Annotated in this window: 29 protein-coding genes; 27 read left to right on the plus strand and 2 right to left on the minus strand. The window is 45.6% G+C overall.

The window, feature by feature from the left end:
• The 27 genes from L6H65_RS08805 to L6H65_RS08930 form a co-directional block, all read left to right on the plus strand.
• The coding region (locus L6H65_RS08805; protein WP_236340139.1) for a suppressor of fused domain protein at positions 1–447 on the plus strand (447 nt) is incomplete at its 5' end.
• Between the two features lie 42 nt (positions 448–489).
• Entirely contained in the window at positions 490–663 is a 174-nt protein-coding gene (locus L6H65_RS08810) for an HNH/ENDO VII family nuclease (protein ID WP_236340140.1), read from the plus strand.
• A gap of 116 nt (positions 664–779) precedes the next feature.
• Positions 780–1034: an SMI1/KNR4 family protein gene (locus L6H65_RS26765; RefSeq protein WP_371877682.1), complete on the plus strand. Its 255-nt coding sequence runs from the start codon at positions 780–782 to the stop codon at positions 1032–1034.
• A gap of 292 nt (positions 1035–1326) precedes the next feature.
• Entirely contained in the window at positions 1327–1611 is a 285-nt protein-coding gene (locus tag L6H65_RS08815; RefSeq protein ID WP_236340141.1) for a hypothetical protein, read from the plus strand.
• Positions 1605–4151 carry an HNH endonuclease gene (locus L6H65_RS08820; RefSeq protein WP_236340142.1) on the plus strand — a complete coding sequence of 849 codons (2547 nt, stop codon included), beginning with the start codon at positions 1605–1607 and terminating at the stop codon, positions 4149–4151. The genes L6H65_RS08815 and L6H65_RS08820 overlap by 7 nt, the downstream gene beginning before the upstream one ends.
• On the plus strand, positions 4148–4645 hold the full coding sequence (locus L6H65_RS08825; protein ID WP_236340143.1) for an SMI1/KNR4 family protein: 498 nt from the start codon (positions 4148–4150) through the stop codon (positions 4643–4645). The genes L6H65_RS08820 and L6H65_RS08825 overlap by 4 nt, the downstream gene beginning before the upstream one ends.
• A gap of 746 nt (positions 4646–5391) precedes the next feature.
• Entirely contained in the window at positions 5392–5559 is a 168-nt protein-coding gene (locus tag L6H65_RS08830) for a hypothetical protein (protein ID WP_236340144.1), read from the plus strand.
• A 54-nt stretch (positions 5560–5613) separates the two neighbouring features.
• Positions 5614–6768 (plus strand): pentapeptide repeat-containing protein, encoded by a 1155-nt coding sequence (locus L6H65_RS08835; protein ID WP_236340145.1) that lies wholly within the window; start codon positions 5614–5616, stop codon positions 6766–6768.
• Positions 6765–7328 carry a serine protease gene (locus L6H65_RS08840; protein WP_236340146.1) on the plus strand — a complete coding sequence of 188 codons (564 nt, stop codon included), beginning with the start codon at positions 6765–6767 and terminating at the stop codon, positions 7326–7328. Before L6H65_RS08835 ends, L6H65_RS08840 begins: the two co-directional genes overlap by 4 nt.
• 34 nt (positions 7329–7362) lie before the next feature.
• Positions 7363–7836, plus strand: a complete 474-nt coding sequence (locus L6H65_RS08845; protein WP_371877679.1) for a DUF4280 domain-containing protein — start codon at positions 7363–7365, stop codon at positions 7834–7836.
• Between the two features lie 59 nt (positions 7837–7895).
• Positions 7896–10871, plus strand: coding sequence for a contractile injection system protein, VgrG/Pvc8 family (locus L6H65_RS08850; RefSeq protein ID WP_236340147.1), 2976 nt, complete (start codon positions 7896–7898; stop codon positions 10869–10871).
• A 55-nt stretch (positions 10872–10926) separates the two neighbouring features.
• Positions 10927–11709: a hypothetical protein gene (locus L6H65_RS08855; RefSeq protein ID WP_236340636.1), complete on the plus strand. Its 783-nt coding sequence runs from the start codon at positions 10927–10929 to the stop codon at positions 11707–11709.
• 24 nt (positions 11710–11733) lie between these two features.
• The gene (locus tag L6H65_RS08860; protein WP_236340148.1) at positions 11734–12447 is read left to right on the plus strand and encodes a pentapeptide repeat-containing protein; all 714 of its coding nucleotides are present in this window, start codon (positions 11734–11736) and stop codon (positions 12445–12447) included.
• 207 nt (positions 12448–12654) lie between these two features.
• Positions 12655–12957 carry a hypothetical protein gene (locus L6H65_RS08865; RefSeq protein WP_236340149.1) on the plus strand — a complete coding sequence of 101 codons (303 nt, stop codon included), beginning with the start codon at positions 12655–12657 and terminating at the stop codon, positions 12955–12957.
• Positions 12954–14360 (plus strand): phage baseplate assembly protein V, encoded by a 1407-nt coding sequence (locus L6H65_RS08870; protein WP_236340150.1) that lies wholly within the window; start codon positions 12954–12956, stop codon positions 14358–14360. Before L6H65_RS08865 ends, L6H65_RS08870 begins: the two co-directional genes overlap by 4 nt.
• 39 nt (positions 14361–14399) lie before the next feature.
• On the plus strand, positions 14400–14552 hold the full coding sequence (locus L6H65_RS08875) for a hypothetical protein (protein ID WP_236340151.1): 153 nt from the start codon (positions 14400–14402) through the stop codon (positions 14550–14552).
• Positions 14553–14676: 124 nt separating this feature from the next.
• Positions 14677–14928 carry a hypothetical protein gene (locus L6H65_RS08880; RefSeq protein ID WP_236340152.1) on the plus strand — a complete coding sequence of 84 codons (252 nt, stop codon included), beginning with the start codon at positions 14677–14679 and terminating at the stop codon, positions 14926–14928.
• Entirely contained in the window at positions 14900–15463 is a 564-nt protein-coding gene (locus L6H65_RS08885; protein ID WP_236340153.1) for a hypothetical protein, read from the plus strand. The genes L6H65_RS08880 and L6H65_RS08885 overlap by 29 nt, the downstream gene beginning before the upstream one ends.
• Entirely contained in the window at positions 15396–15809 is a 414-nt protein-coding gene (locus L6H65_RS08890) for an SUKH-4 family immunity protein (RefSeq protein WP_236340645.1), read from the plus strand. The genes L6H65_RS08885 and L6H65_RS08890 overlap by 68 nt, the downstream gene beginning before the upstream one ends.
• A 450-nt stretch (positions 15810–16259) precedes the next feature.
• A complete protein-coding gene (locus L6H65_RS08895) occupies positions 16260–16970 on the plus strand; it encodes an SMI1/KNR4 family protein (protein ID WP_236340154.1) in 711 nt (236 codons plus the stop codon).
• The gene (locus L6H65_RS08900) at positions 16971–17369 is read left to right on the plus strand and encodes an SMI1/KNR4 family protein (protein WP_236340155.1); all 399 of its coding nucleotides are present in this window, start codon (positions 16971–16973) and stop codon (positions 17367–17369) included. It abuts the gene before it with no gap.
• 215 nt (positions 17370–17584) lie between these two features.
• Positions 17585–17950, plus strand: a complete 366-nt coding sequence (locus tag L6H65_RS08905; RefSeq protein WP_236340156.1) for a DUF1304 domain-containing protein — start codon at positions 17585–17587, stop codon at positions 17948–17950.
• A gap of 579 nt (positions 17951–18529) precedes the next feature.
• On the plus strand, positions 18530–19321 hold the full coding sequence (locus L6H65_RS08910; RefSeq protein ID WP_236340157.1) for a gluzincin family metallopeptidase: 792 nt from the start codon (positions 18530–18532) through the stop codon (positions 19319–19321).
• A 172-nt stretch (positions 19322–19493) separates the two neighbouring features.
• The gene (locus L6H65_RS08915; RefSeq protein WP_236340647.1) at positions 19494–20012 is read left to right on the plus strand and encodes a DinB family protein; all 519 of its coding nucleotides are present in this window, start codon (positions 19494–19496) and stop codon (positions 20010–20012) included.
• Between the two features lie 38 nt (positions 20013–20050).
• Positions 20051–20734 carry a L,D-transpeptidase family protein gene (locus L6H65_RS08920; RefSeq protein WP_236340158.1) on the plus strand — a complete coding sequence of 228 codons (684 nt, stop codon included), beginning with the start codon at positions 20051–20053 and terminating at the stop codon, positions 20732–20734.
• A gap of 112 nt (positions 20735–20846) precedes the next feature.
• On the plus strand, positions 20847–21632 hold the full coding sequence (locus L6H65_RS08925; RefSeq protein ID WP_236340159.1) for an ABC transporter ATP-binding protein: 786 nt from the start codon (positions 20847–20849) through the stop codon (positions 21630–21632).
• 10 nt (positions 21633–21642) lie between these two features.
• Positions 21643–22839: an MFS transporter gene (locus L6H65_RS08930; RefSeq protein ID WP_236340649.1), complete on the plus strand. Its 1197-nt coding sequence runs from the start codon at positions 21643–21645 to the stop codon at positions 22837–22839.
• Between the two features lie 68 nt (positions 22840–22907).
• Here the strand turns inward: L6H65_RS08930 and L6H65_RS08935 are convergent, their stop codons facing one another.
• Both L6H65_RS08935 and L6H65_RS08940 read right to left on the minus strand, forming a co-directional pair.
• Positions 22908–24572: an ABC transporter ATP-binding protein gene (locus L6H65_RS08935; protein WP_236340160.1), complete on the minus strand. Its 1665-nt coding sequence runs from the start codon at positions 24570–24572 to the stop codon at positions 22908–22910.
• On the minus strand, positions 24556–26337 hold the full coding sequence (locus tag L6H65_RS08940; protein ID WP_236340161.1) for an ABC transporter ATP-binding protein: 1782 nt from the start codon (positions 26335–26337) through the stop codon (positions 24556–24558). Before L6H65_RS08940 ends, L6H65_RS08935 begins: the two co-directional genes overlap by 17 nt.
• Between the last annotated feature and the right edge of the window lie 117 nt (positions 26338–26454).

Raw genomic sequence — 26454 nt, forward strand, 5'->3', positions numbered from 1 at the left:
GAGTATGAGCTTCGAGACCATGAGAATAATAAGCAACCGAATCGAATCGAATTAATGACAATCTATAGGGAAGAGACTGATTTTGAAGAACTGACGGGTGATCCGGATGATAAGATTAATTTCTCTGCAGATATTTTAATGTATATTAGTTGTTATTTAGTCAACGAGAACAGCTATCTTTCTAAAGGAGAGGCCTGGATAAATTGGTTTTCAAAATATGAAAAATTCGGTGAGCTCGAACATCTCTACTTTATGACTCCAACATTTTTTGAAAATGAAAAGCTCCCTGTTACAATGTCTGGGAATGAAATTGAACTTTTATTGTGTGTTCCAATTTCACAAGAAGAGCTTGAATATTTTGAGAATAATGGGGCATCAGCATTAGAAGAACTTCTATATGAGAAGAATATTGATGTATCCAATTTATTTAGAAAATCTGTGATTTAAGTTTATCCGACGTTTGCTTAGTTAGTACATGACTTATGTCCAATGGTAGAATTACCTGCTAGCTTACATTTACATGATGACTATTGTCAAATATTGCATGGTCTAGTTGAAAACGGCGGTAGTTTTAGAAACAACCCTGCACTAGAAAAACAGTATAACAATTTTAGGTCAAAGTACTGGAGATGGAGAGCAAAACAACTTGAAGGAATAAGATAATATTGGTGAATTCAGGAGGGATAAAAATTGAACCGAGATGAATTATATGCCTTTATTGAAGAACATTCAGATGATACTGATTTTACTGGTGGAGTTTCAGACAAGACATTGCAAAAATCGAAGATGAACTAAAGGTTGTATTTTCGCAGAGCTACAGATGGTTTCTGGAAAAATATGGTTTGGGTGGACTATTTGGCGTTGATATTCTAGGGTGTGGAAAATCAGCAATTCCTTCTGTTGTATCAAATACTAATAGACTCCGTAATCTTGTGTTACCGTTGGAATACATTGTAATGGAAGACTGCGATGAATTCTTTTATTGTCTGGAAATTTATTGGATGGCGAGAATGTCCAATAATATCATGGGATAGAGTGGCAGGATTCAGCGGGAAGCGAGCAGAAAATTTTTATGATTTTTTAGCCGAAAGACTCAGTGAAGCTAAAGAGAACTGGGATGATGACTTTTAAGTTTTAGTTAGTGGGGCTAGGGGCTACCTAGTGCCGAACGTTTCATAACCTAAATAACGCTTATCCGTTACATTGAACAGGTCGATTATGGTTAGATACTACCATGATTGACCTATTTTTTGTTATGTCCGCTTGCTTTCTCACAGGATCTTCTAACGATTCAATGGACTACCAGGCGAGCATGGTAGACTCTTTGTGCGAGGCATCGTAGATGAGGCTGTCAATGTTAGCGGTGTGCTGCAAGCTGCAGCTAGCGATGAGATTCATGTCTATGAAAGTGATGGCGGGAAAGAAAAGACATTATTCAAAGGTACGATCAGCACGGTGCAGACGAAGCATGCCAACGGCGTATATGAAATTGAGATCGAGGGTCTGTCTGGAACCTATCTGATGGATATGAAGCGTCATCGACGTACCTACCAGAACACAGCGATGTCCTATTCGGCGCTGGTGGTTCGTATGCCGGGCATCAGGTGTTGAATCTGGTTGGGGATGGGGTGAGTCTGGGATCGCCAGTGATCCAATATGATGAGACAGACTGGGTGTTTCTCAAGCGGCTAGCGAGCCATTTTAACACGGTGGTTGCCTGTGATATATGGGATGCCAAACCTAAGCTATATTTTGGAATGCCGAAAGGGAAGCGCTTCACATTGCCGGAGGAAACGCCTTATATGGCAGGCAAGGATTTGCTGGCATTCCAGCGGGCTGGCGGCTATGAAGCAGGACTCCACGATACGGATTTCTTCTATTATGAGATCGAAAGCACCTTGCGCGCAGCCCTTGGGGATACGGTTCAATTCCGGGGGAAATCGATGGTCGTAAGTGAAGTCAGGGGGCGCATGGATCGTGGTCTGTTCATGTACACCTATCGCTTGTCGCGCTCGGAAGGGATTCATCGGCAACGGACAGAAAATGCGAAGCTGACAGGCATCTCTCTGGAAGGCGAAGTGCTGGCGGTTCAGGGCGAGCAGGTCAAGCTGCATCTGAATGTAGATAAGGAGCAGTCCAAAGGGGAGGCCCACTGGTATCCGTTTGCTCCGGCAACGGGCAATGCGATGTATTGCATGCCGAAGGTGGGAACGCATGCCAGCTTGTATGTTCCTGATGCAACAGGAGCTAGGGCGCTTGTAGTTGGCTGTGTTCGAAACAATGGCGGCAGCTGTGAGAAGACAAGCAATCCGAGCAATAGATATTTTGGTACGGAGCATGGAAGTGAGGTCGAACTTCTGCCGACGGCGATCAATGTCGTGAGCGGGAACAAGGAGCCGCTGAAGCTGAGCATTGACGATGCAACAGGAATTACGCTGACTAGTCACAAGAAGCTGACGCTGAATGCGGACGAGGAGATCTCGATCTTTACGCCCAAGCGGGTCATTATTAAGGCAACGAGTCAGCTGATGGCGAATAAGCTGGGCAAGCTAAGCGGGTTTGCGATTGAAAACGAGTACCATTTTCTAGGTGATCATGTGATGGCGGAAGGAACGGATCAAACGAGCTACCCGCCTTATGACGATGAGCCTAAGGAGGGAACGCCGCCTCCGCCGCCTCCGCCCCCACCGAAGAAGAAGTTTAGCTGGGGGAGCCTGCTGGGCAATGTAGTGGCCGGACTTGCGGTAGTAGTAGCCGTAGCTGTCGTTGCTGCGGTGACCGTTGCAACCTTGGGAGCCGGAGCCGTCGTTATTGGCGCAGTGGTAGTGGGTGCAATGGCTGCGGGAACGATAGCGGTAGGAAGCAGGGCGGTATCAGATATTGTGCGAGGCGAAGTGAGCAGTACGTGGGATTACATGACGGATGCCTTTCGAGAATCGATGATCGGGGCGGCGTCCGGCGCGATATTCGGCCCATTCGCAGCCGGAGCCAGAGTAGCAGGACAGATGGTCGTAGGCGGCGTAACAGGGGTATTCGAGAATGTCGTAAGCCAGCTCACGGACAATCGGAAAGGGTTTAGCTGGGATGAAGTGCTGTTCAGTGGAGGGGTCGGTTTTCTCTTCGGTGGGGTATTGGATGTCAAGATAGCCCGCAGAACGATTGGCGACTACCTTGGCTCAGGGATCGGGAAAATTACACCGGATTGGCTGAAACGCGGCTTCGGTTCTATATTGGATGGCTTCGGCAGCGCTGTGCAAGGGTTAAGCAAATGGGGGAGCAACTTAGGAGGAAAGTTTCTTACTCATATACAGGATCTAAATATGAAACTCGGTATAAAAATAATAATGTTAGATGATAAATTAATGACGCAGCTCGGAAAAATTGATGCTAAACTAGATGCATGGACTAAGGCAGCAGCGCAGACTATAAGGAATGGATTTCAGCTTCCTGGCTCACAAGTGGTAATTCCCGGGTATGGAAGAGTTTCGTTTGATGATTATGTGCATGATCCGCATGTTAATAGGTCGGATTCAGGGTCCGGGTGGACGAGTAATCCCGTTCATAGATCCGAAGTCGATGAAGTTATTAGGAACGACTATGATATAAACGGAAATTTGATAAACCGATCTGTTGTTCCTAAAGGATTTGAGAGTGTTGATGACTTCTTATCAAAAGTTGATGATGTAAAAATAAAGGATTACGGCTATGATAGTATTGATGAGTTCAAAGAAACAGTCAAATTTCTTGACGAATACCTTAATAAATCTCCGAAAAATAATATCTTAAACAAATCATTAGCAGGGGGAGTGCATAACAATGGGGTGAAGTTTGATATATTAGGATTCCCTATCTTCAAGGGAGAGAATTGTAAATTTGAAATGAAACTTCCTGAATCAAAGTATAAAGCATCAGACCCGGCTCAATTCAAAGAATGTACGAAGGCACTTAAAAAAGCAATTGAAGAGGGGAAAGTTCCAAAGGAGTTATTTACCGATCTTCAACTAAAATATATTATGGCAGAAAAAGACAGAATACCTGGACTTACATGGCATCATCATCAAGTTCCAGGGAAAATGCAGTTAGTTCCGACTGATGTTCACAAAGCAAATCATTTAGGTGGAAATTCTCTTTGGGGAGATGGGATTAGATGAATAAAGATGTTATTTGGGAATTAGCTTTTGGTGAGGTATCGAGGGATTTAATCGTTGAAGTCGAAGATATACTAAATGTGCAATTCCCTGAAGAATATACTAGAATTGTAATGGAGTATGACGGTGCAACTGTTAGCCCAAATGTTTTTAATGTACAAGGGAAAGAGAGAGTATTTGGTGGATTATTATCATTTACCCACGAAGTAGAAGGAGAGAATATTATCGAAGTCTATGAAGCTATAAAGGATAGACTTCCTTCAATGGTGTTTCCAATTGCTTCTGATCCCGCTGGAAACTATATCTGTTTTGACTACAGAAATGGAGAAAAGCCGAAAATAATCTTTTGGGAACATGAACAGGCAGTTGCTCATGAAGATATTTCTGATGAAGACTTCAAGAATGGTAAGTTATCAGAAATGCAGGAGCAAGCGATATTCTTTGTTGCAAACTCTTTTTCGGAGTTTATTGGTAAATTGCACCATTATGAAGAATAAACATCATATGATAAATAGGATCAATTAGTTTAACCTTGATCGAGTGCTTGTCGATATGCTTTATGCAGAACAAAATGGGTGAAGCATTAGAAATAAATTTGAGTAGTCCGATGTAAATATCTAGATTTTAATCGGACTTACTTTTGTAATGAAATTGTATTATATTATGGGGATGAGTGAATGGCTCTCTACCTAGTTCCCAATGAAATCAGTATTTTACAAAGCATACCCATTCAATACCCGTGTAAAGATTTATTCATTTCGGTAGTCATACATCAAATGCTTTAATTTTATAACCTAATTAGTGCAATTCCGTTACATCAAACAGGTCGATTATGGTCAGATACAACCATAATTGATCTGTTTTTTATTTTCTCCTTCAAGTTGGTTGGGGTGAATATCATATTTCATACAATGCTGAAGAGCAAACCGAATTGAGGGCGGCTACCGTTATTGGCTCATCTAATAGAGCATTCGAAGTGACGGATGTCGCGACAGATGGGGCTCCAAACGGGATCTGCGTCAGAAGACGCTCTACAATGAACAGATTATTGGATCATCCTTAAACAAGCATTTCTGTACATGTTTATGTTGACATTTATACGAACAAATTCAGCAACCCGGATATTAAATATTTTCGCACCCCTTCCGGCAAGGAAATTAAGCTCAGTCCAGATGAGATCGTCATTACAGCCAAGGACGGGGACACGTATATCAAACTAAATGATGCAAGCGGCATCGAGATTATGAGCAGCAAGAGCATCAAGCTGGTGACCAAAGAGGATATCGTCATGGATGCTGGAAAGAAGCTGAATCTCGTAGCGAAAGAAGAGATTAATCTGACCTGCAAAGAGAGCAGTATTAAGCTCGATGGCAGCACGACGATTACGGGTCTTGAAGTCAAAACAAACTAGCCTTCTACTTAGACGGCGGTTTGGCGAACTAGCGAATGGATGGGAGGGTGGACCATGGTTAAGGAAGAATCGCTGCTCCATTTCGCAGAGCATGTTGTGAAGCCAACACGGATTGACGCTCTGTTGAAGCTGGAAGCGTACTATCGGTCTAATCGTGATGAACTTAAAGGCGCATTCCTTAACATCTTCAGCAATTGGTGCAGAACGCTGCAGCACAGTCAGCAGAGAGGAATGAAGGGACCGATCGGCCATATTACTTTCTCGATGCTTCGTACGGAAATTGCCGAGGGTAGAGGGATCTATCTGGCGGAGGCAACAGATGCATCATGGTTTCTTGATCGTCACCCGCTTAGAACGATGTATGATGCGAGCTGGGCTTATCGATTTCTGGAGGAAATGATCGTTGAAGTGGAGCGCTCCAGTCGGAGTTATATGGGGCTCATTAATCGAGTGGAGCTGGAGAGGGTGAAGCTGCAGGAGGCGGTTTATTTTCACCAATATGTCACGGTTCTAATTCGTCATGCCATGTCTGAAGCTTCAGAAATAGCCGAGTTCGCTGGATTGGACAAGGAAGAACAGCTGGAAGTACGAGTCGGAGAGTATCTGGATCATAGTGAAGCGGTTTATAAAGAGGACCGTCGTACGCATGATTCAGCAGCAGTTCGGGCGTGGCTGTCTGAGAAAAAAGAATACGAGCACGCCTATTCCGTTTACCAAGGACTCGATCTATCGAATGGCGATTATGCCGGTGTAGATTATCAATACGCTCTGTTTCGCGATACGAATGCCGCCAATAGCAGATTTGCCGCCAGCATGCTGCTCGGAACAAGGTGGGAAGGCTGCCAGTTGAGCAACGTGGATTTCACTTTAAGTATGATTCACGGCGCTGAATTCAGCGACTGTAATTTGAGCGGCGCGGTATTTCGAGCAGCACAGGGTGCTGCGGGGTTGCCGAATCCGACATCGTGGGAGATGCCTGGGTTCGAGGCGGTTCGTTTCATCCGTTCCGACCTGACTGGAGCTGACTTCACGGGAGCAAATCTGCGAGGAGCAATGTTTACTGGAGCAAGTATTGAGAATGCGGTGTTTACAGACGCCGTCTTGCAAGGGGTGGATTTCAGCGGCGTGGACTTGAGCGGCGTGCAGTTCACAGACTCGCAATTGGCTTCGATCACGCTTCGGACAAGCAAGGAGGCGGAGTTGCAATGAGTCTGAATCATTTTATTCTAAAGCAGGATGAACGAATTGCAGATGCAATTAGACCAAGAGATGTCTCATCGGTCATTCAACCGGAATGGTTAGCGGGCGAGGGTTTGCGGCAGCTAGTAGAAATGAATCTCCAGTTTCCTATCATGGAGTCGAAGAACGTGGTTTATGTGGATATGATTGAGAATCCTGTCCTGTTTGTGTCTGATCCATTCAAGGTGTTGCTGGAGAAAGTCTCTCCACAATCGCTGTTTCGGCCTGCCGGGATGATCGATCAGAGAAGAATGAGACAAGCCACATACTGGTTAGCGCTGCCGCCGCGAGTAGACTGCCTGTCCATACACAGTGAGTTCCATCCAACAGGAACGATCAAGAGGCTGATCATTGATGCAGACAAAGTGGGGAATCGTCCGATCCTGCAGATTGCCGGCCTACGGGAGAAAGTGATTGTAATCAATTTGGCGCTGGCCGAAGGCATTCTGCGGCGGGGATTTACTGGTATTAAACTGGTGAAGGTTGAAAAAGCCAGTGAGATGGAAAGACTCAGTATGCCATTGAGTTAGAGCAAGAGCGCATATATTTCAAGGAGGGATGATCATGCTGGGAGCAGCCGCGGCAGTAGCTGGAATGGCCGCAATAGGAGTGAGCAAGCCCCCTGTTGAAGATAAGAAAAGTTATGTTGTGGCGGGGGCTGTCTTGGTTTGCAACTTAGGCACGCAGCCGACACGACTCAAGATGCCGCTTAGCCACGGTGTAACTATTAAGGGAAAAGCGCAGATGAACGTGAATGACTTTGTCGTGAATGAGAATATTTTTCCGTTCGGATATTGCATGAGTACGATTAATCCTGAGGTACAGCAGAATGGAAAGCTGGATATCAACGGAGTGAAAAAAGCGCCATGTGTGCCGGTGATAACGAATCCATGGCTAAACGGCCAGCATGATGTGTTGATCGAGAATGCGCCTGCTTTGCTGAATGAAGGCTGTAATTTCTGTATCCATGGCGGCGCGATTCTAATCGATAATGACGGGCAGAATCTGAGCGGTACTACGATCGTGAAATCTGGATGACGGCATGACGGCAGCTTGTGTTGGAACGCGATAAATTGCAGGTTGGAGAGGAGAAGCTTATGAAGACGTTCCATCCGTCAGCGGGATATGGCCAGCTTCGGCTCGTGTCATCCTATGACGTACAAATCTTGAGCGAATTACATATCGAGCGGAAAGCTGGCGAGCATGCCAGATTGTACGTAACGGGAATTTTACCGGAAGATAAGAAGGATCGCTGTGTTCTTGAAGCCCATAGCGAGGATCAGGTGGCAATTGAACAGACAGATGAGCATGGAACACGGATAAGAACCTTATTCTCCGGTCTGGTAAGCCACATGGTCGTCAGCTTTGTGCAGGGCATTTATTATTTGAAGCTGGAGGCCATCTCCTATTCGAGCAAGCTGGACATTCAGACACGGACGCGTTCCTTTCAAAATAAGGATATGACATGCGGCGACGTGGTAGAGTCTGTACTTGCTGCATATCCCCGTTCAGATGTGATCGATTCCGCATCGGGAACTACCGCATTGGGACAATTTACATTACAATATAAAGAGACAGATTGGCAATTCCTGAAACGAATAGCATCCCGTTTCCATGCTGTTATTCTGGTGGAAGCAGCGGCATCATCGCCTAAAGTATGCATTGGATTGCCGGAAGGCCGCTTAGGTGAATTGCCGGATTTACCCTATAGCATCAGGCGCGATCTGGTAGGCTATTCGGCGGCTCAAGCAAGTGCTGGATCAGAATTGAATGAAGCGGATTTCACCTCTTACATCGTGGAGACCTCCGTTTATTTCAATCTTGGGGACCGCGTGAAATTTCGGGGCAAAAGACTCGCGGTTGCGCATTCCGTAGGGGAACTGCGATATGGAGTACTAACTTTCACGTATACCCTTACACCAGAGGGTGGAATCACTCAAAGCCTGATCTTGAACGACAAGCTCTCGGGGGCTTCGTTAGAAGGCAAGATTATAGAGGTGTCGAAGGATACGGTCCGTGTTCATCTGAATGTGGATTCGTCCCAGCAGAAGAGCCAGGCCAGCTGGCTGCCGTATTCATCGGTATATACGGCCGAGGGCAATAGCGGATTTCATTGTATGCCGCAGACGGGGGACTCGGTACAGCTTTATTTTCCAAGCCCAAGAGAAGCAGAAGCGGTAGCGCTTAGCTCCGTGCGGAGGAGTGGTCAGGAATCGCCTAAAATGAGCGATCCCGGTGTAAAATACTGGGGGACAAGCTTCGGCAAAGAGTTGAAGTTCGGTTCTACGGATCTGCAGCTCATCGCGCAAGAGGGCAGCTTGTTTATCAAGATGGATGCCGGAGAAGGTATTGAAATACAGAGTGAGAAGACGATCACAGTCAAGATGCAGCAGGATATTGAGCTGAATACGGAGAAGAAGCTAACGTTAACGGCGCAGGAATCGATCTATCTGCTATGCGGCGAGAGCAGCATCATTTTGGATGGAGAATCGGATGCACAGGGCGAACAGCTCCTGATAGAAGGCCAAACGAAATCGCCGGTATTTGTAGAAGACTTGGAGCCGATTGAGGAAGTCCCTTTTGCGGAAGAGAAGAAGGAAGAGAAAAAGGGATTCTGGGGTTCGCTGCTCGATGTCGGGCTGGATGTTCTGCAAGTAGGTCTGGACGTAGTGGGCTTGATCCCGGTTGTGGGCGAAATCGCAGATTTGGCGAATGCCGGTATTTCGTTGGCGCGCGGAAATTATGTTGATGCCGCCCTATCGCTGGCATCAGCGATACCATTCGCAGGCTGGGTAACGGCAGGTGCTAAGATTGTAACAAGAAGTATAAAGATTGCCGGTAAAGTGGAGGAAGTAGCATCCATGGCAATGGCTGGCCTCCGGAATATTGATGTGAGCAAATTCCTGGAGCCAATCGGCAATCAACTTGGAAAAATGTACACAGCAGCAAGAGGCATAGGGAGTAATTGGAATCAGTTCGACATGCTGAACAAGATGAAAAACGCGATGCAGCAAGGCCTGACACGCTTCCATATGGATAAATTGGCTATCGCCGGTATGGAATATGCGAAGGATATGGTGGTCGATGAGGTTGTATCCAGCGTAGCAGGTGAATTCATGGATACTCCGTTAGGAATACTGCTGGATGTTGTAGTGGGATCGAAGCGAAGCTCAGGGTCTGGTGGAGGATCTAGCGGTGGCTCCAGTGGCGGATCTAGCGGCGGATCTTCTGGTGGATCAGGTGGTAGCTCCAGTGGCGGATCTGGTAATGGGCCAGGTGGTGGAAATGGAGGGAAACCTCCTAAGGATGATCGGGATGGCGATCAGAGTGATGATCGTGATGGTGACGATCAGAAGGATAAGGATAAGAGAGATAAAGATAAAGATAAAGATAAAGATCAGAAGGATAATAATGAAAAGTTAAATAAAGATGGTTTGACACCAGAACAAGAAAAGTACTATCGACGGAAAATTGATGAAGCTGAAGCTCGTGGAGATATAAAAGCAGCAGATGATATTAGATATGAAAAGTATTTAGAAAAGCAAAAGAATCTAGGAAAAGAACCTCTATCACGCGAAGATTGGGATATAAGAAAGGAACGATTAGATAATAGTAGTAATCGTGGAAAGGTAGAAGAGGAAAAAGGTAGAAAAGCATTGGGAAATCAGCTAGGTCGAACATTGGAAAATAATAATGAAGCTCCTACTACTACGCGTATTTCTTCTGAAGGAGTTGACACTCGGCCAGACAGTATAGGGAGAAATGATCAAGGAGAAATTGATTTAGTTCATGATCACAAACATAAGACTGGTACTGATGACCAAGTTGTTTATAATAATGAACAGATGCGTGCACAAAAGGAAATGATCGAAGACAAAATAAATGGCCGTCATATTGTAACGATATCAAGTGATAAGCCGGATTTAAATGGGATTCCTCCTAAACCAAGGCCAAGTGGCCCTTTAGGAGAAAAGAGTGATATTTATTATGTAAATCCCAAGAATGGTGAAATAACACACCAGTGGGTGGTTGACCCTGAATTACCTGGTGGAGCATATTGGAGAAAATTATAGTTTGGAATGAATGCTTATTAAGTTAGTACAGGAGGGAAGATCTTTGGAGATGAAGATAAAACCTAATTTATTTTCAACTTTAATGTATCCTACAGTATCTTTGGAAGAAAGTGTGGGATTAGATCAACTATTGAGTGTTTTTGAGTCGGATGATAAATTTGTTCCTACACTATGGGGACATAATGAAATGATTCGTTTGAATTACAATCGCAATGAACTTATAGAAAGAGTATCATTAAAGCAACCAAAATTTTCAGAAATTTATCTTCATCGTGATAAAACGGTCAGATATTCAGGTCACTTTGATTTAACTTTAACTAAGCGTTCTTTTTTAAGTTTTACATTCGATAAATCTATGCATCAAAAATATTGGTCAACATATTTTATGTTGTCTGATCAAATTGCAGAAATAGTTAAACCTCGTTTTGGTGTTACTCATATATTCTGGCCTGCTCAAACTCCTTGGAAAACTGAAATTGAGCGGATGCAAAAGTGGATGAATTTATGTTCATATCCCGTACCAGTAAAATTTATCCCGAATGGTCCTTTGGGTTTGGGTATGAGAACCTACTTAGGTGGAGATGTTTTAGAAATGTTTGATAGGGAAATCCTTTCTGATATTCCTGCCGTAGTTACAGACTTAAGCTGGGGTGGGATACGTATTGACCTTGCTGACAATCCCTGGGAGTTGGATTCAGAAGAGCTTCTAAATAATTGGATGAAAGTCATGCAACATCTAGAAAAAGCACATTTATTTGCGATTCCGAGTTTTGATAGAGATCATATGGGAGTGGCTTTCAGTCCCAACTCTTTATGGAGGAACTATTTGGGGAGGTAAATCTGGTGGATTGGTGGGTGCATTATGGATAATCAAAACAAAGAAAGAGTAAAAGCACTTTCTATAATAAATCGATCACAATATAACAATGAACTAATTAAAAGATTAGAAATAAACGGTTTTGATTTTTCCTTTACAGATCTATCTGATGTTAAAGCAGATTGTATATTTGCAAATGAGGCAAATTTCAGAGCATCAACTCTTATAGGGGTTTCTTTTCGCGATTGTGAATTTAATTTGGCTAATTTCGAGAATTGCAATTTTGAGAGGGCTGACATTGCCGATTGTGTATTGAGTGGAGCAAACTTTAGAAAGTCACAAATGAATTACGCACAAATTAAAATAAGCACTTGTATAGAGGCATGTTTCGATGAAGTAGTTTTTACACACGGTAATTTAGGAGGAACAGTTTGTATTAGAGCAACATTTCGTCAAGCGAATTTAATTGCAATAAATGCACAAAAAGCTTTTTTTGAAGAAGCAGATTTGAGAGAAGCTAATCTTTCAGATGGTAATTTTGCAGGTTCAGATTTTATTAAAGCTAATTTAACTGGTGTAAATGCTAGAAATGCTAATTTTATAGGGGGAAATTTGACCGGAGCTATCTTTCGTGAGGGGGATTTTGCGGGAGCTGACTTTTCGAATGCAAAGCTTGATGATGTGGTTTGGGAAGGTGCAGTTATTGAGGATACAATATTCGATGATGAAGTAAGAGAGGAGATATTAAAGAAAATATGATCATTTCAAGGGGGAATCAATGCTTGTCAGAATTACCGCTCTAAGATGAAAAAGAACCAGATTATTACAGATCAATAAAATACAGGTCGATCATGGTTGGTCAGATACAGCCATAATCGACCTGCATTTGTGAGCGTCAAAAGCTTATTCCCACTCGAACGCTGAGTAGGAATGAGCTTTTTTGCATGTCGAAAATCGAAGGAATGGGTGAAGGAGCTGACCGACGGGACGAAGATGATGTTGAAAAAGGTGAATCCGACGAATGTATTTTTCTCCGATGGTATAGAAGCGGTGGATGAGAAGCAAGTCGGGTACTTTGATTTCAAAAGCGCGGCGATGGATGAGTTTATTTACCAGCTGATGTTCTTCTTTGAGTTTGGCGGTCGAACGATCATAGGCACCTTTAATTGCAGTTATCGCGAATATGCGGATTGGCGTGATTTCGTGTTTCAAGTCATTCGCACGATCCGAGTCATACGAGAGGAAGATAGAGAGGAGAAGGAGCTATGAGTCAACCGATCTATACGTATTCCAATATGAGAATCTCTCCCTATGAATTTGAGAGTTTGCAAGCATGCAGCCTTATCCAGCAGGTGGGGGAGCATGCGCATCTTCGCATCAGCGGGATCGTGCCGGAAGATAAGCTCGATCACTATGTGGAGAGAGCGGATGATCAGGAAACAATTGAAGTCTCTGTGCAGGATGGGGAGCGAACGATCGCTTTATTCCAAGGCATTGTAACCAATGTAAGTGTACAGGCTGTTCGAGGCGTCAGAACGCTTACGGTGGAAGCCTATAGTGCGACTTTGCGGATGGATCTCCAAAAACGAACCCGTTCGTTTCAAAATGCTCAACTGGCTTACGGCAAGCTGTTTACACAGATTACGGAGGGGTATCGGGATTTCGATGTGATGGATGAAGCTTCTCGGGGCAAAAGCATCGGGGGCTTGCTCGTTCAATATGAGGAGACAGATTGGCAGTTTGCTCGCCGCATTGCCTCTCAACTGCATGCGCCATTGATCCCGATCTGCACACAGAGCGGTGTGAAATATTCAGTGGGCTTGCTGGATCAGGGCGAGCCGAAGAAGCTGGAATCTTTCAACTATACGATTAGGAAAGATTTGAAGAGCTATAAGCTGAAGTCTGAGAACGGCATGGGTGACTTGAATGAACAGAACAGCATCAGCTATGAGGTTACGGCCAGTGCAATCTTAAATCTAGGCTGCCCGGTAAAGTTTCAGCGGCGAACACTCTATGTTGCAAGAGCAGAGACTGTAATCGAGAATGGCGTATTGACGAGCCATTATGTGCTAAAGGACAAGGAGGGAATGAATGTTCCGACCATTTATCCCTATGCGCTTGTAGGCGCTTCTCTCTTTGGCAAAATTCTTGATGTTGCAAAGGATCAAGTCAAGGTGAAATTGCATATTGACGGGGAATCGAGCGGTTCGATGTGGTTCGCCTATTCAACGGTATATTCATCTCCAGATGGAAGCGGCTGGTACTGCATGCCGGAGGCAGGGGATGAGGTTAGGGTGTATTTTCCGGATAAAGAGGAAAAGCATGCTTTTGCAGCAAGCTCGGTTGACACCGCTTCCTCTGACCCTGTCAAGCGCAGTGACCCGGCAGTGAAGAGCATTAGCACCAAATACGGCAAACAGATTGTGTTCCAGCCAGGATCAGTGGAAATCATCGGCAGCGGCAAGCTTCTGATGCGACTGACAGATGATGGGGGCATTGAAATCAACAGCGACAAAAAAATTATGTTGAACGCAGAGGATGATATTGAAATAACAGGCGGGGCAAAGGTGCTGATCCAAGGCAGCGAAGGCATTGATCTTCAGCAAGCGGGCGCTAGTCTTCAGATCGCCGATCAAGTGACGATTGGCGGCTCTAAGGTCAACATCAAATAAGCTCATGGCGAACTTTGAATACGTTTAAGGGAGAGCAAAATGGATAGAGATACGGTTCTGGACCAATTTCTGGAGGAGCATGTTTTTGACCAATGGCTGGATGATCTCATTCCGATCGGAGATGCGCTGAATGAGCGCAAGGAAGAGATCGAGCACGGCTTATGTCAAACCGTTGATACCGTATGGCGTTAGGTTGCCGAGCAGCAGGAGCAAGGTGTGAAGGGCGCGATCCACTATGTGTACATCTCCTTGCTGCGAACAGGAATTATGGAGAACATTCCCCCATTATCGAATTGATGCCTTTGACGAGAACTGGATGATGGACAAGGTGGAATGCACAGCCTTATGGCGGGCGGATTTTATCTTTGAACCGTTGTTCCGCCGGATGAAGGAGCTTGAGCAGACTAAAAAAGCATACGCGCGCAAGTTCACCTCGCAGGATCTGGATCGGATTAAGCAAATCGAAGCGGTCAAATATCATTTGCTCGCAATTGAATTTTTGAAATCGATGGTTCCTGCACTGCTGGGCAGCAGTGATTATGCTCAAATTGCGAACAGGGGAAGTTGACTATAGTACGATAAGAGCTTATCGTGGTGTCGATGTTGATATTTCAATCCCGATTGAATATCGGGCTGATCCAAGATTAGTTACGGATAGGCTTCGGAGGCATATACAACTTTTAGAAAGATTTGAATATAAGAGAATAAGAGATAACAACCCGTTGACTGAAATTGGTGATACATTTACATCTGGAATGCAATCTACTAGTAAGGAACCGCCAAGAAAGAAGAAACCACCAAAGCAATTAAAAATGGAGGTAAAGATGCTTACACCACAAGAGTTTTTAGAGAAATGGGATAGTGAAACTTATTGTCTGGTTAATTTTGATACGAACGTAATTAACTCATTTTCTTTATCACAGGAAACTAAAGAGTTTTTGCTTCAGGCAGGTTTGCCAGAGTCGGCATTTCCGTTTTTGACTTTTGAGTCTTCTGTTAATGGGGGAGGGATTAAATTAACTGAGAAATACGATGATGCGGACGCTAGATTTTCAAAAAATATATATTGGGTTTACTGGAAATGGGTTTCCCATTTGTATTGATGAAGAGAATGATGAGATAATTTATATTGACCATGACAGAGATAATATAGAAGTTTTTATTAATTCCTCTATAGCTCAATTTGCTGATTCCTTGTTAAACTATATGGATTTTATTAAGAAGATTAAAGCTGTAAATGGAAGAAAAGCATTCCTTGAAAAAAATGCGACAAAAGACTTTTTAGAATGGATTACTCATAAGTTAGAGGAGATAGACTCTGAGTCTCTTACTCATCGAAGCTTTTGGAGTGAGGAATTGGATCCGTTCAATAGAGGTGGATCGTCGAACCATTTAGGAGAAGATCGCGAGATAAAGGATCGAAGATCGATGAATATTTTGAAATCATAGCTGCACTTTTATCCACAGATAGCATGTTGTTGCTCTCCTAATCATGCTTTCGGATATATCAAATGAGCATAACGAAGTCGCAGAGTGTGCTGCTCTCCTTCCTGACAGAGGCTTTTGAAGCCATTGGCGGAGTCCCCCAAGACGATCAAGGATGAAGCTAGAACCGAGCATAGGGCTGGCAAAGTGAATGTTAAGTTCGCCGCGTATGCAGCAGACTTTGGGTTTCACGTTAAGCCATGTATCGCATGGCTTCCTCGCACAAAAGTGTTAATAGGTCGGATTCAGGGTCCGGTTCCTCTGGTGGTGATAGGGGACCTGAGTGGACGGGTAAGATTGATGATACTCGACCTGCATTCAAGCAAACTGAATTTGCCAATTCACATGAGTCAAGACTTAATCAAACACCTGGCCCTGACGAGAAAACATTACTTTATAGTGGGAGGATTAGATATGGAATCAAAACTAGAATTTTTGAAAGAATACACTTTAAGCGAGAATCAGAATATAAAAATTATTCCATTTCATGAGGTTAGGGGTATTGGTTCAGAGATGATTCCAAAGTCGTGGTTTAATATTTTCGAACATAAAGACACTGATAGGCGAATAGAGTTACTGCTAGAAGTATGGAAAACTTGTTCCCCAGTTACACTAAGTAACACAATATCATATCTGACTGAAAATCTTTATGAAGTGGATTTAGTATACTTCAATGATCGATATTCTATTTTATACTCTGTGAAATCACAAAGTGGTGAAATTCAATATTATGAAGGTAGAAATCCTTTAGATCCATTTAATAACATTGAATTACAAAATAATTGGTGCAAAATCCCACAATTAATTCGGAATTTTTATGAAAACCTACACAATGGATTTTACTTCTATGCGAGTAAAGCGATGGGGCTAGTCCCTTTGGAGAATGTGACTTTTTTTGGTGACGATGAATGGGGGATAATTGAAAGTTTGAACGAGCCAATTCAAATTAATCTTCAAACAACTTTTGGCTTTTTTAAAAATGGCATGAGTGGCTACGTAGCAATTGATTATACAAATGCTGAAAACGATAATGCTACTTTATGGTTTTCGAATGACCAGCCAGAGTACAATATTAATTTTTGGGATACTATTGACGAATGGATTGTTATTGGTTTTCAAGATTAGTTGTTTTACGCTGAATCAAAACGCCCTAATGCTGACGGAATTGCCTGTCCGAATGTTGTCGAATATAATGACCGTATCACAGAAAAGGAAAAGGATGCCTCTCATATATGTGAACCTGCGCCAACAGGTTCACGGAAGCATCCCCCCAAACCAACCGTATTGTTTGGGAAAAAACCTATCGAGGGAATCAATCGTTCAATTGCTTCGGACCCCGCTGGAAATTATATCTGTTTTGACTACAGAAATGGAGAAAATCCGAAAATAATCTTTTGGGAACATGAACAGGCAGTCGCTCATGAAGATATTTCAGATAAAGATTTCAAGAATGGTAAGTTATTAGAAATGCAGGAGCAAGCGATATTCTTTGTTGCAAACTCTTTCTCGGAATATTATCAGTAAATTGTTCCATTATGATTTAGAGGTGGTGTATCCGAATTGATACCTTTTGATATTTTTATGAGTCTTATTTCATATTCATGTTCAGATATGGGATACTACAATTGACGGATCAAATGGAGTAAATGAGATGTGATTAGCGCTCAAACAGCTTGATGACTGTTATGATTGAAATAGTATGATAATCCAAAATATCAAAGAAGGAGCAGTGAAGCCCGATGACCTTGTTTAGTGCTATCCTTGTGGCGATCGTTGCGTTAGAGCATGTTTACATCTTGGTTCTGGAGATGTTTATGTGGACCAAGCCAAGGGCAATGCGTATTTTTGGAACAACCAAGCAGTTTGCGGAGGAAACGAAATCTTTGGCTGCGAATCAGGGGCTTTATAATGGTTTTCTAGCGGCAGGCTTGTTGTGGGGACTTATGTATCCCGATCCTGTGATCGGACGCCAGATACAATTGTTCTTTCTTAGTTGTGTGCTGATAGCCGCAGTTTACGGAGGATTGTCGGCGAAGAGATCCATCCTTTTCACTCAAGGCCTGCCGGCACTTATAGCCTTTCTATTTGTTCTTGTCTATTCTTAAACCGAACCGGTAAGAAACTGATCTTCATCATGTGGTCGACCGACCGCGGTCATTGATGCGTTCGGAACGTCTTGCACGCTCGCTACTCGTATCGTATCCGGCAAAAACCACGAGTCTCCATGCATTTCACCCGCGTTTTTCTACACTCGTCATGCATCGCTTGCTTCCTATATCAGAGCTAACTGTAAGTCTCCATTAATAATCTTTTCTGCTTCCATGAGAGGCTGCAAGTTAATTTTCTCTTAGCTGATAGTTAACTTTCACTTAATCGAACAGTTTGAAAAGTAAACGAAACAGCCCGACAATCATTCTGAATAGGAACGGGATGAAGCTAATTACGATTTCAAAAAAGTCGAATGTTCGAATGAAAACGTCTCTTGCTGGTTTCCTGGATTTGGCCATCTATGATCACCTCTAAGAGAGATACGATTGCGGTGATGCAAAGGTTGCGGGAAGACGTGTAAATCGCGCCCTAATATAGTAAAATATATGAATAGAGTTTATCGACATCTTAGGAATTACGAATATGATGTTCAAGTTGACAATAACGAAATGACTTTTTTTAATGGAGGAAGATTAATGAAGAAGCTGGCTTTAACAAAGGGTTTGGGAATTATACTGTTATTAACAGTGCTGCTTGCCGCATGCTCTGGCAATGAGTCTGCTCCTGCTAATGAAACGACAGACGACAACAAGGGGAAGCCACAGCTGATACAAGAAACGGAGCATGCGCAATTTTATAGCCCTGATTCGAAAGAAGATGTCAGCGAGGCGGTAACGATTCTAGGAGAGGCATTTGAAAACAACTATAAACGGATTACGGAGCTGTTTCGCTTTGAGGCTGCGGATAAGACGGTGATCCATGTGTATACAGATAAAGCCGAATTTGAAAAGATGATAGGCCGAAGTACGGAAGGGACCTATGTAGCCGAAGAAAATATTATTAAGGTATTCACGCCCTCCGATCTAGCCGATGCTGCTGTTAAAGAGAATTATACCGATCAAATCATCCATGAGTTTGTGCATGCTGTCATTCTTCAGGTTAATTCTACCGTGGGATATGTGAAATGGCTGGATGAAGGGAGCGCTTATTATGCTTCCAATCAGCTTCAGAAAGAGCTTCAGTCGAAGACAGCGTTTCTCGATTTGCCGGATATGGATCAATTGACCAGCCCCGAGTACTTTGAAGAGGCGGGCAACACGGCTTATTTCTATAGCGGGACCATTATTAAGTTTATCGTGGATAAATACGGGGAAGATGCATGGAACGAAATTCTGAGGCAGCCGGATGCGATTGAAGAAATTTTGAAGGAGCCGATTGAAGGGGTTTATGAGAAGTGGAAATCATATTTGGATAATGGGCTTTCTTAGAAATAGGATCATGTAATGATACGCGGAGAAAATAGCCAGCCAGATGCATGTTGCTCTGGATGGCTATTTTTCTGTAATAGGAGCAAGCGCGCCCTCGCCTAATAAGGACTATTCAGACTACAGATAAACGTATATTATGGGGACATCAGGATGAAGGGGGACGTCGATTGTGATGAATACGAGGCCGGATTCGAACGAATATGTGCCATTGGCAGAAAAGTATATCAGCTTAGTACCCGGGGGATCGCTTCCAGATATTTTGCAAGAACAGCTTGAAGCTTCGCTGCAATTGTTGGGAGAGCTGTCGGAAGAACAGGCGGCCTATCGTTATGCCGAAGGCAAATGGAGCTTGAAGCAGGTAATGGGCCATATTGCGGATGTCGAGCGGCTTTGGAACTATCGGATTCTGCGAATTGCACGCGGCGATGTTCATGAGCTGCATGGATATGATCGAGATATTTTCACGCAAAATTCTCCATTCGAAGGTCTTCCATTCGCGGCGGTGTTGAAGGATTATGCGGCAGTACGGCAATCTACGATTACTTTAGTAGGGAGCCTGACGAACGACGCGCTGCTTCGTCTTGGCGAATTCAACGGTCATCCGCTGTCTGCGCGTGCGGCGGCATATGTCATTGCCGGTCATGAAATCCACCATCTGAATGTCATTCGTGAAAAATATCTATCTCTCTAAGCCATTATTGCGATTAAGGAGTCAAGGAGGAGAGTAGAATGAGGAGCAGACGAATGCTGCTGGTTATGACATTGATCCTGCTTCTATCGTCCACTAGTGTATCAGCAGCAGAGGAGCGCAATCCTCGCTATACGAAAAAAATCATCCCCATACCATCATCACAGGTTATTGTCGTAAAGGCGCAGCATAAGAAATCATTCAAGGGAACGCTCTCTCTTCGAGAAAAGATCGACGGAGAATGGCAAACCATACTCTCCGACATCCCTGTCGTTCTAGGGAGACAAGGAATCGACAAGACTAGAGAAGGGGATGGGAAGACGCCTACGGGCGTCTTTGCCATCGGCAAGTCTTTCGGTACTGCTCCGCGCCCAGAAGGATTGAGGCTATTCTATGCGCAAGCTTCGAAGCAGGATTATTGGGTTGATGATGGGGACTCGCTTGATTATAATAAATGGATTCGATATTCTGGCGATCCGGCAAAGAGGTGGAAGTCCTTCGAACGGCTGCATATTCCACTCTATAAATACGCCATGATCATTCGTTATAACATGGACCCGATAATCAGGAAGAACAGGGGCAGCGCCATATTCGTTCATATCTGGAGCAGTCCGGATAAGCCGACTGACGGCTGTGTCGCAATGTCGGAGACCAATCTCCTGCTGCTTATGACCAAGCTGGACCCGGACAAACTGCCTTCGATTGCGATAAGCGCAGCGGAATAACGGGCGCGTCTGCACCGCGCGCAGCTTCAAGCCGGTGGGGCGGTACGGATATCAGCGTCTGCTCCGCGTGCCATATCAGCGACGAATAATTCAGTTGAAGCGAGGCTTGCGAATGGAATATGTGATCGATCTGCAGAATGTACATTGGAGGAGCGGGGATCAGCATTTGCTCCGGGATGTCAGCTGGAAGGTTAGGCCGCAGGAGCATTGGGCACTTCTAGGACTGAACGGCTCAGGCAAAACGACGCTGCTTAAAATGATCAACGGCTATATTTGGCCGACTACGGGGGCGGTTTCTGTCTTGGGCCACCGATTCGGAGAGGTTGATTTGCGTGATCTTCGCAAGTCGATCGGCTGGGTCAGCTCTTCCCTGCAGGAGCAGCTGTACGGAACGGATAAGGTCCAGCATGTTATTATTAGCGGCAAATATGCCACCATCGGACTGTATGAGCGTCTTAACGAAGATGATTTGGGGCATGCGCGTGAATGGATGCGGACGCTTGGCTGCGAGCATCTATGGGATCGTGAATTTCGGACCTGCTCGCAAGGGGAGAAGCAGAAGGTGCTGATCGCACGCGCATTAATGGCTGATCCGCGTATTCTCATTCTGGATGAGCCCTGCAACGGGCTGGATCTGTTCTCGCGCGAGCGGCTGCTCGACAGCATTCAGGAGCTGACGCAGAAGGAGCAGACTCCCACATTGATATATGTCACGCATCATACTGAGGAGATACTCCCCGTATTCAGCCATACATTGCTGCTGCGGCAGGGTGCGGTCGTTGAGAGCGGCAGAACAGAACGCATCATGGAAGATACGGTGTTGAGCGACTTTTTTCAGTCGCCAGTTATCGTAGACAAGCATAGGGGACGCGCGTATGTGCGTATCCAAGGAGGATAATTCAGTCAGCATGAAGCAATTGCAGAAGCAAGACACGAAGACGAAGAGGGACCGGTTTCCTATTGCTCTCATTTCATTAACATGCGGGGCATTTGCAATCGGGATGACGGAATTTGTAATTATGGGGCTGCTTCTTAACATTTCGGAAGATCTGCATGTGACGATTTCCGAGGCGGGACAGCTGATTACCAGCTATGCGCTTGGCGTCGCCATTGGCGCGCCGATTCTAGCTGTGGCCACACATCGGCTTCCTCAGAAGAAGCTGCTCTGTCTGCTGATGGTTATTTTTATTATCGGCAACGGAATAGCAGCTATTGCGCCCAATTATACGATTCTGATGGGAGCCAGATTGTTGACAGCATTGGCGCATGGAACATTTTTTGGCGTTGGTTCCGTGATTGCTGCCAGGCTGGTCAGCCCGAATAAACAAGCGGCAGCTGTCTCGATTATGATGGCGGGGCTCACAATTGCCAATATTATCGGCGTTCCCTTCGGCACATTCATCGGTCAGCATTTGGGCTGGAGGTCGTCCTTCGGCGCGGTTGTTATTATGGGCATCATTTCGCTGATCGGCATTCTTGCGCTTGTGCCGGTAATACCGAAAGGGCAGCAAACAGGCATTATGCGGCAATTTCGGGCGCTTGCCCAGCCCAAGCTGCTGCTCGTCCTGCTTACGGGAGCTATTGGCTGCAGCAGTCTTTTTACTGTATTTACCTATATTGCGCCGCTGCTTCAGCATGTAACGGGCTTCTCCGAGGGGAACGTAACATGGATTCTGGTGCTGTTCGGGATTGGGGTTACGGCAGGCAATATCATTGGCGGCAAGCTGGCAGATTGGAAGCTGATGCCCGTCATAATCGGCAGCTTCGCGGCATTGGCGCTTATTCTGGGCCTCTTCACCTTTACTGTAGAAATTCCGCCGCTGGCTGTCGCTACTGTTTTCATCTGGGGAGTGGTTTCATTCGCCGTACTCCCTGGCTTGCAGGTGCGAATTATGCGGCTGGGCAAGGATGCGCCTGCGCTGGCTTCGACCTCCAATCATTCTGCTTTGAACTTAGGCAATGCAGGGGGCGCTTTTCTCGGAGGGGCTGTAATTACGCAAATTGGATTAGCTGCGCTCCCTTGGGTTGGCGCACTCCTTTCCCTGCTTGGCTTGCTGCTTGCCCTCTGGGTCAGCGTTTTAGATAGAAGAACAGCGTCAACATAATGGATGCACAGCAAGAGGCTCTTCTCCTGGCAGTTCAAGCTGCTTAATGGGGGAGAGCCTCTTGCTGTTTATTGCGGCTGCCTCGAATCCGCTAAAGCGCCGTTTCTCATGATGTACGTGCGATGGGAGAGCTTGGCTGCGGCCATCCGGTGTGTGATGAAAATAAGCGTCGTGTGAGGCAACCGATTGATTAAGTTCGTGAGCAGCCTCATCTCTGTGCCGGTATCCAGCGCGGAGGTCGCTTCATCCATAATGAGCAGGGAGGGCTGGCGGAGAAGAGCTCTGGCAATGCTGATCCTTTGCCTCTCGCCGCCTGAAACCGACATGCCCTGCTGTCCGACCTCCGTCTGCAAACCTTGGGGAAGCCGATCAATCCAATCTTCAAGCTCGGCAATCGAGATCGCTTGATGAAGGGCGGCAGGATCAATATTATCGCAGCCAAATGTAATGTTCTCCATTAATGTGCCGCTGCGCAAATAAATGTCCTGGGTGACAGCTAGCATATGCCGGCGTATCCAGCCTTCATCAAGACTGTCAAGCGGTATTCCGTTGATTCGAATGCTTCCGCTTGTAGGCGTTTGGAGCCGAAGCAGAAGGTCTGCCAGAGTAGATTTGCCGCTTCCTCGCTGACCGACGATAGAAATGACAGAGGGAGCGGCTAGATGAAGGTTAATGCGATGCAGAATGGTTCTGCCCCCGTGCTGCAAGCCGACATCCTCGATATCAATCGTGGTCAATCTATCCTCTGGTTGAATTCCTGCTTTGCTAGGGACAACTGCTGCAATATCGATAATTCTCTCGATAGATGGACTTGTTTTCTTGGCTTCGATAAACATGTTATAGAACGAGACCCCGAAGGGGCGCAGCCAGGTGTAAATGGCGATAAAGGAAATGAGCGAGCCAAGCGTCATATCACCGTCCATCACGAGCCGCCCGCCGTAATAATACATGATAGCAAGGCAGCACGCATGCAGCAGCGCATCTAAGAGTTGCAGCATATTCTCCGTAAGAAGCGACCGTCTGGTAAGCTTCCATTCCTCATGTAGACAAACGTGCAACGCACTCATCGCCTTGTCCTCTTGACCGGACATCGTAATCCAATGCGCGCCGGACAGCAGCTCTCTGGCTGTCTCCGTTATATTCGAGGTTTGGCGCTGGATAGCTGCTGTTCGTCGCTTGACTGCATCGCCGTATCTGGCAATGATGAGCGATTGAATGCCCCACAGCAGGATGATCGCCACGCCTAATATGAAATGATAGGTGAGCAGCACGATTGAACCGATTATAATTGTGACGCCCAGGACGAGCATGAAGCTGATCGTGCCATCGACAAATTGGTATAGCGTTCGCGTATCATCAAGCATTCGTGTTATCAAATCACCTGTCCGGGTACGCTGAAACCAGGCAAAAGACCGATGCTGGACACGCTGATACAGGTCCCCTTGTCCAATTCCATATAAGCGGTACAGGAATCGGGATAAATAGGTTTCGAAAGCGACCATGATGCTTCCTGCGATCGGAGCAAGGATAACACAACAGCAGATGATCAGCAGCAGATTCCAATCCTTTTGAGGCAGCACCCATTCGAGAATATATTTGATCATGACAGGCGGTGTCAGGAAGAGTATGCTTCGAATGATACCATTCGCTATATTGGCGATGATTTTCCACTTATGCGGATTCAGTTGCTTTGCCGCGTAGGAAAGAATGGTCCTTCTATGAGTAGAGAGCATCGTGCACCTCCCTGCTTGCTTCTATCTCCTGTTCACCCTGAAGCTGGCTGCTCCAGAGTCTGGCATACAAGCTGGAGGAGTTGCACAGCAGCTCTTCATGTGTGCCTTGATCAACAATTTCTCCGTGATCCATGACAAGAATCAGATCCGCCTGCTTGACACTGTGGAGACGATGATTCACTGTAATTCTCGTTACCTGTCCGGCATATTGCTGCAGAGCGTGATAGACTAGCGCTTCGCTAGCCGGATCAAGCGCGGAAGTGGCTTCATCCAGTATGAGCAGGTCCGGATCTTTCACCATCGTTCGAACCAGCTCTACCAATTGCCGCTGTCCGCCAGAGAGCTGGGTCCCGCTATTCCCAATGATGGACGCATAACCTTGCGGCAGGAGATTGACAATATCCGCTGCTCCTAGCGCTGACATCCAATGATCCAGCACTTCGTGTTCGACTTCCTTGAAGTAGGTCAGGTTGTACAGCAGCGTTTGATGGAACAGAAAGCCTTCCTGCGTCATGTAGCCGATACGGCTTCGCAGCTGTGAGGCATCCAATTGCGCAAGCGGATAGCCGCCATAATAGATTGTGCCCTCAGAGGGCTCCAACTGTCTAGTGAGCACATGCAGCAGCGTGCTCTTGCCTGCACCGCTTGGCCCGACGATTGCTGCATGCATGCCAGGTTCAATTCGGCAGGTAATATTTCTTAGAAGGTCGCCTCTGTCTCCATCCCCTCCCACAGATACATTGTTCAATGACAATGCCATTTCACGATAATGTGGCGGTTTCAGCAAACCTTCGGCTTTGCCGGCTTCGACCGGAAGCTTGGCATATTCGAGAACACCAGTCAGTCGGACTCGGATTTCTGCCAGTGTGACATATAGCGTGAAGAAGGACCGCACAGGCGCAATCATGGCTGGGATGAATGCAGTGACCGTCAGAAGTTCACCGATGGTCGCCCGTCCGTGCACGACCTGCCAGCCAAGAATGAGAAAGGTTAATGCGGGGGCCATAGAATCCGGTATGCGCGAGAATCCATTGTACAAGTCGATCAGAACCCCGTTCTGGAAGGCAAGCTCCGCGCCAGCCTCCTGCTGCTTGCGATAATCCTCGTATTCCCGTTTCTCTGTCCCGAAAATTTTGATCTGCTTGATCGACTCCAGCTTTTCCAATAGGCTGTGCCGTATCCTGGCATCCTGCTTAGCCAGCTTCTTTCTTGCCGCTCCGCGTTTATTGCCAATATAGAATAACGGAATCAGCAGAAAGAGATAGAGGGTGGCGATCATAACTGCGACTGGCCAATAGATTCCGCTAATGACGATGATGGCGGTGCATGCCAGAACGAGGTCCTGCATAAATCCGGGAATCGCAAACAGACCGAACTGCTGAATTGCCCGCGTGTCCTGAATACATCGCTGCAGCAGCTCACCCCTTGAAGTTCGTGCGAAAAAAGCGGTCGTCGTGCGCAAAACGGAGGCCACTGAATCGGCAGTCAGCTCATGTGTTAATTGAATCATAACTCTGCGGGACACATCGTTTCGAAGGATGATAATGAACTCGGCAGCAAGAATAATGCCGAGCAGCAGAAGCACCAGCTGCCATAAGTGCGGACCATCTCCCAAAGCAATGCTGTCGATTAATCTGCCGGCAAGAATAGGAGAAAAGGCACTGCAGGCAGTAATCATTGCCGTCAGCATAAGGACAAGCCAGAACGCACCTTGATAACGCATAATTTGTCTAACAAAAAAAAGCAGCCATTCCGGTAATTTCACGATGAGAAGCGCACCCCTGTATTCAGAATCAATTCGATATAATAGTAATTTGATTCGGTGAACAGGGTCAAACGTCAAAAAACACATGTTCGCATGTTGTGGAATCACCCATCGTTG

The sequence above is a fragment of the Paenibacillus plantiphilus genome (assembly GCF_927798095.1).
Classification (GTDB): Bacteria; Bacillota; Bacilli; order Paenibacillales; family Paenibacillaceae; genus Paenibacillus_Z; species Paenibacillus_Z plantiphilus.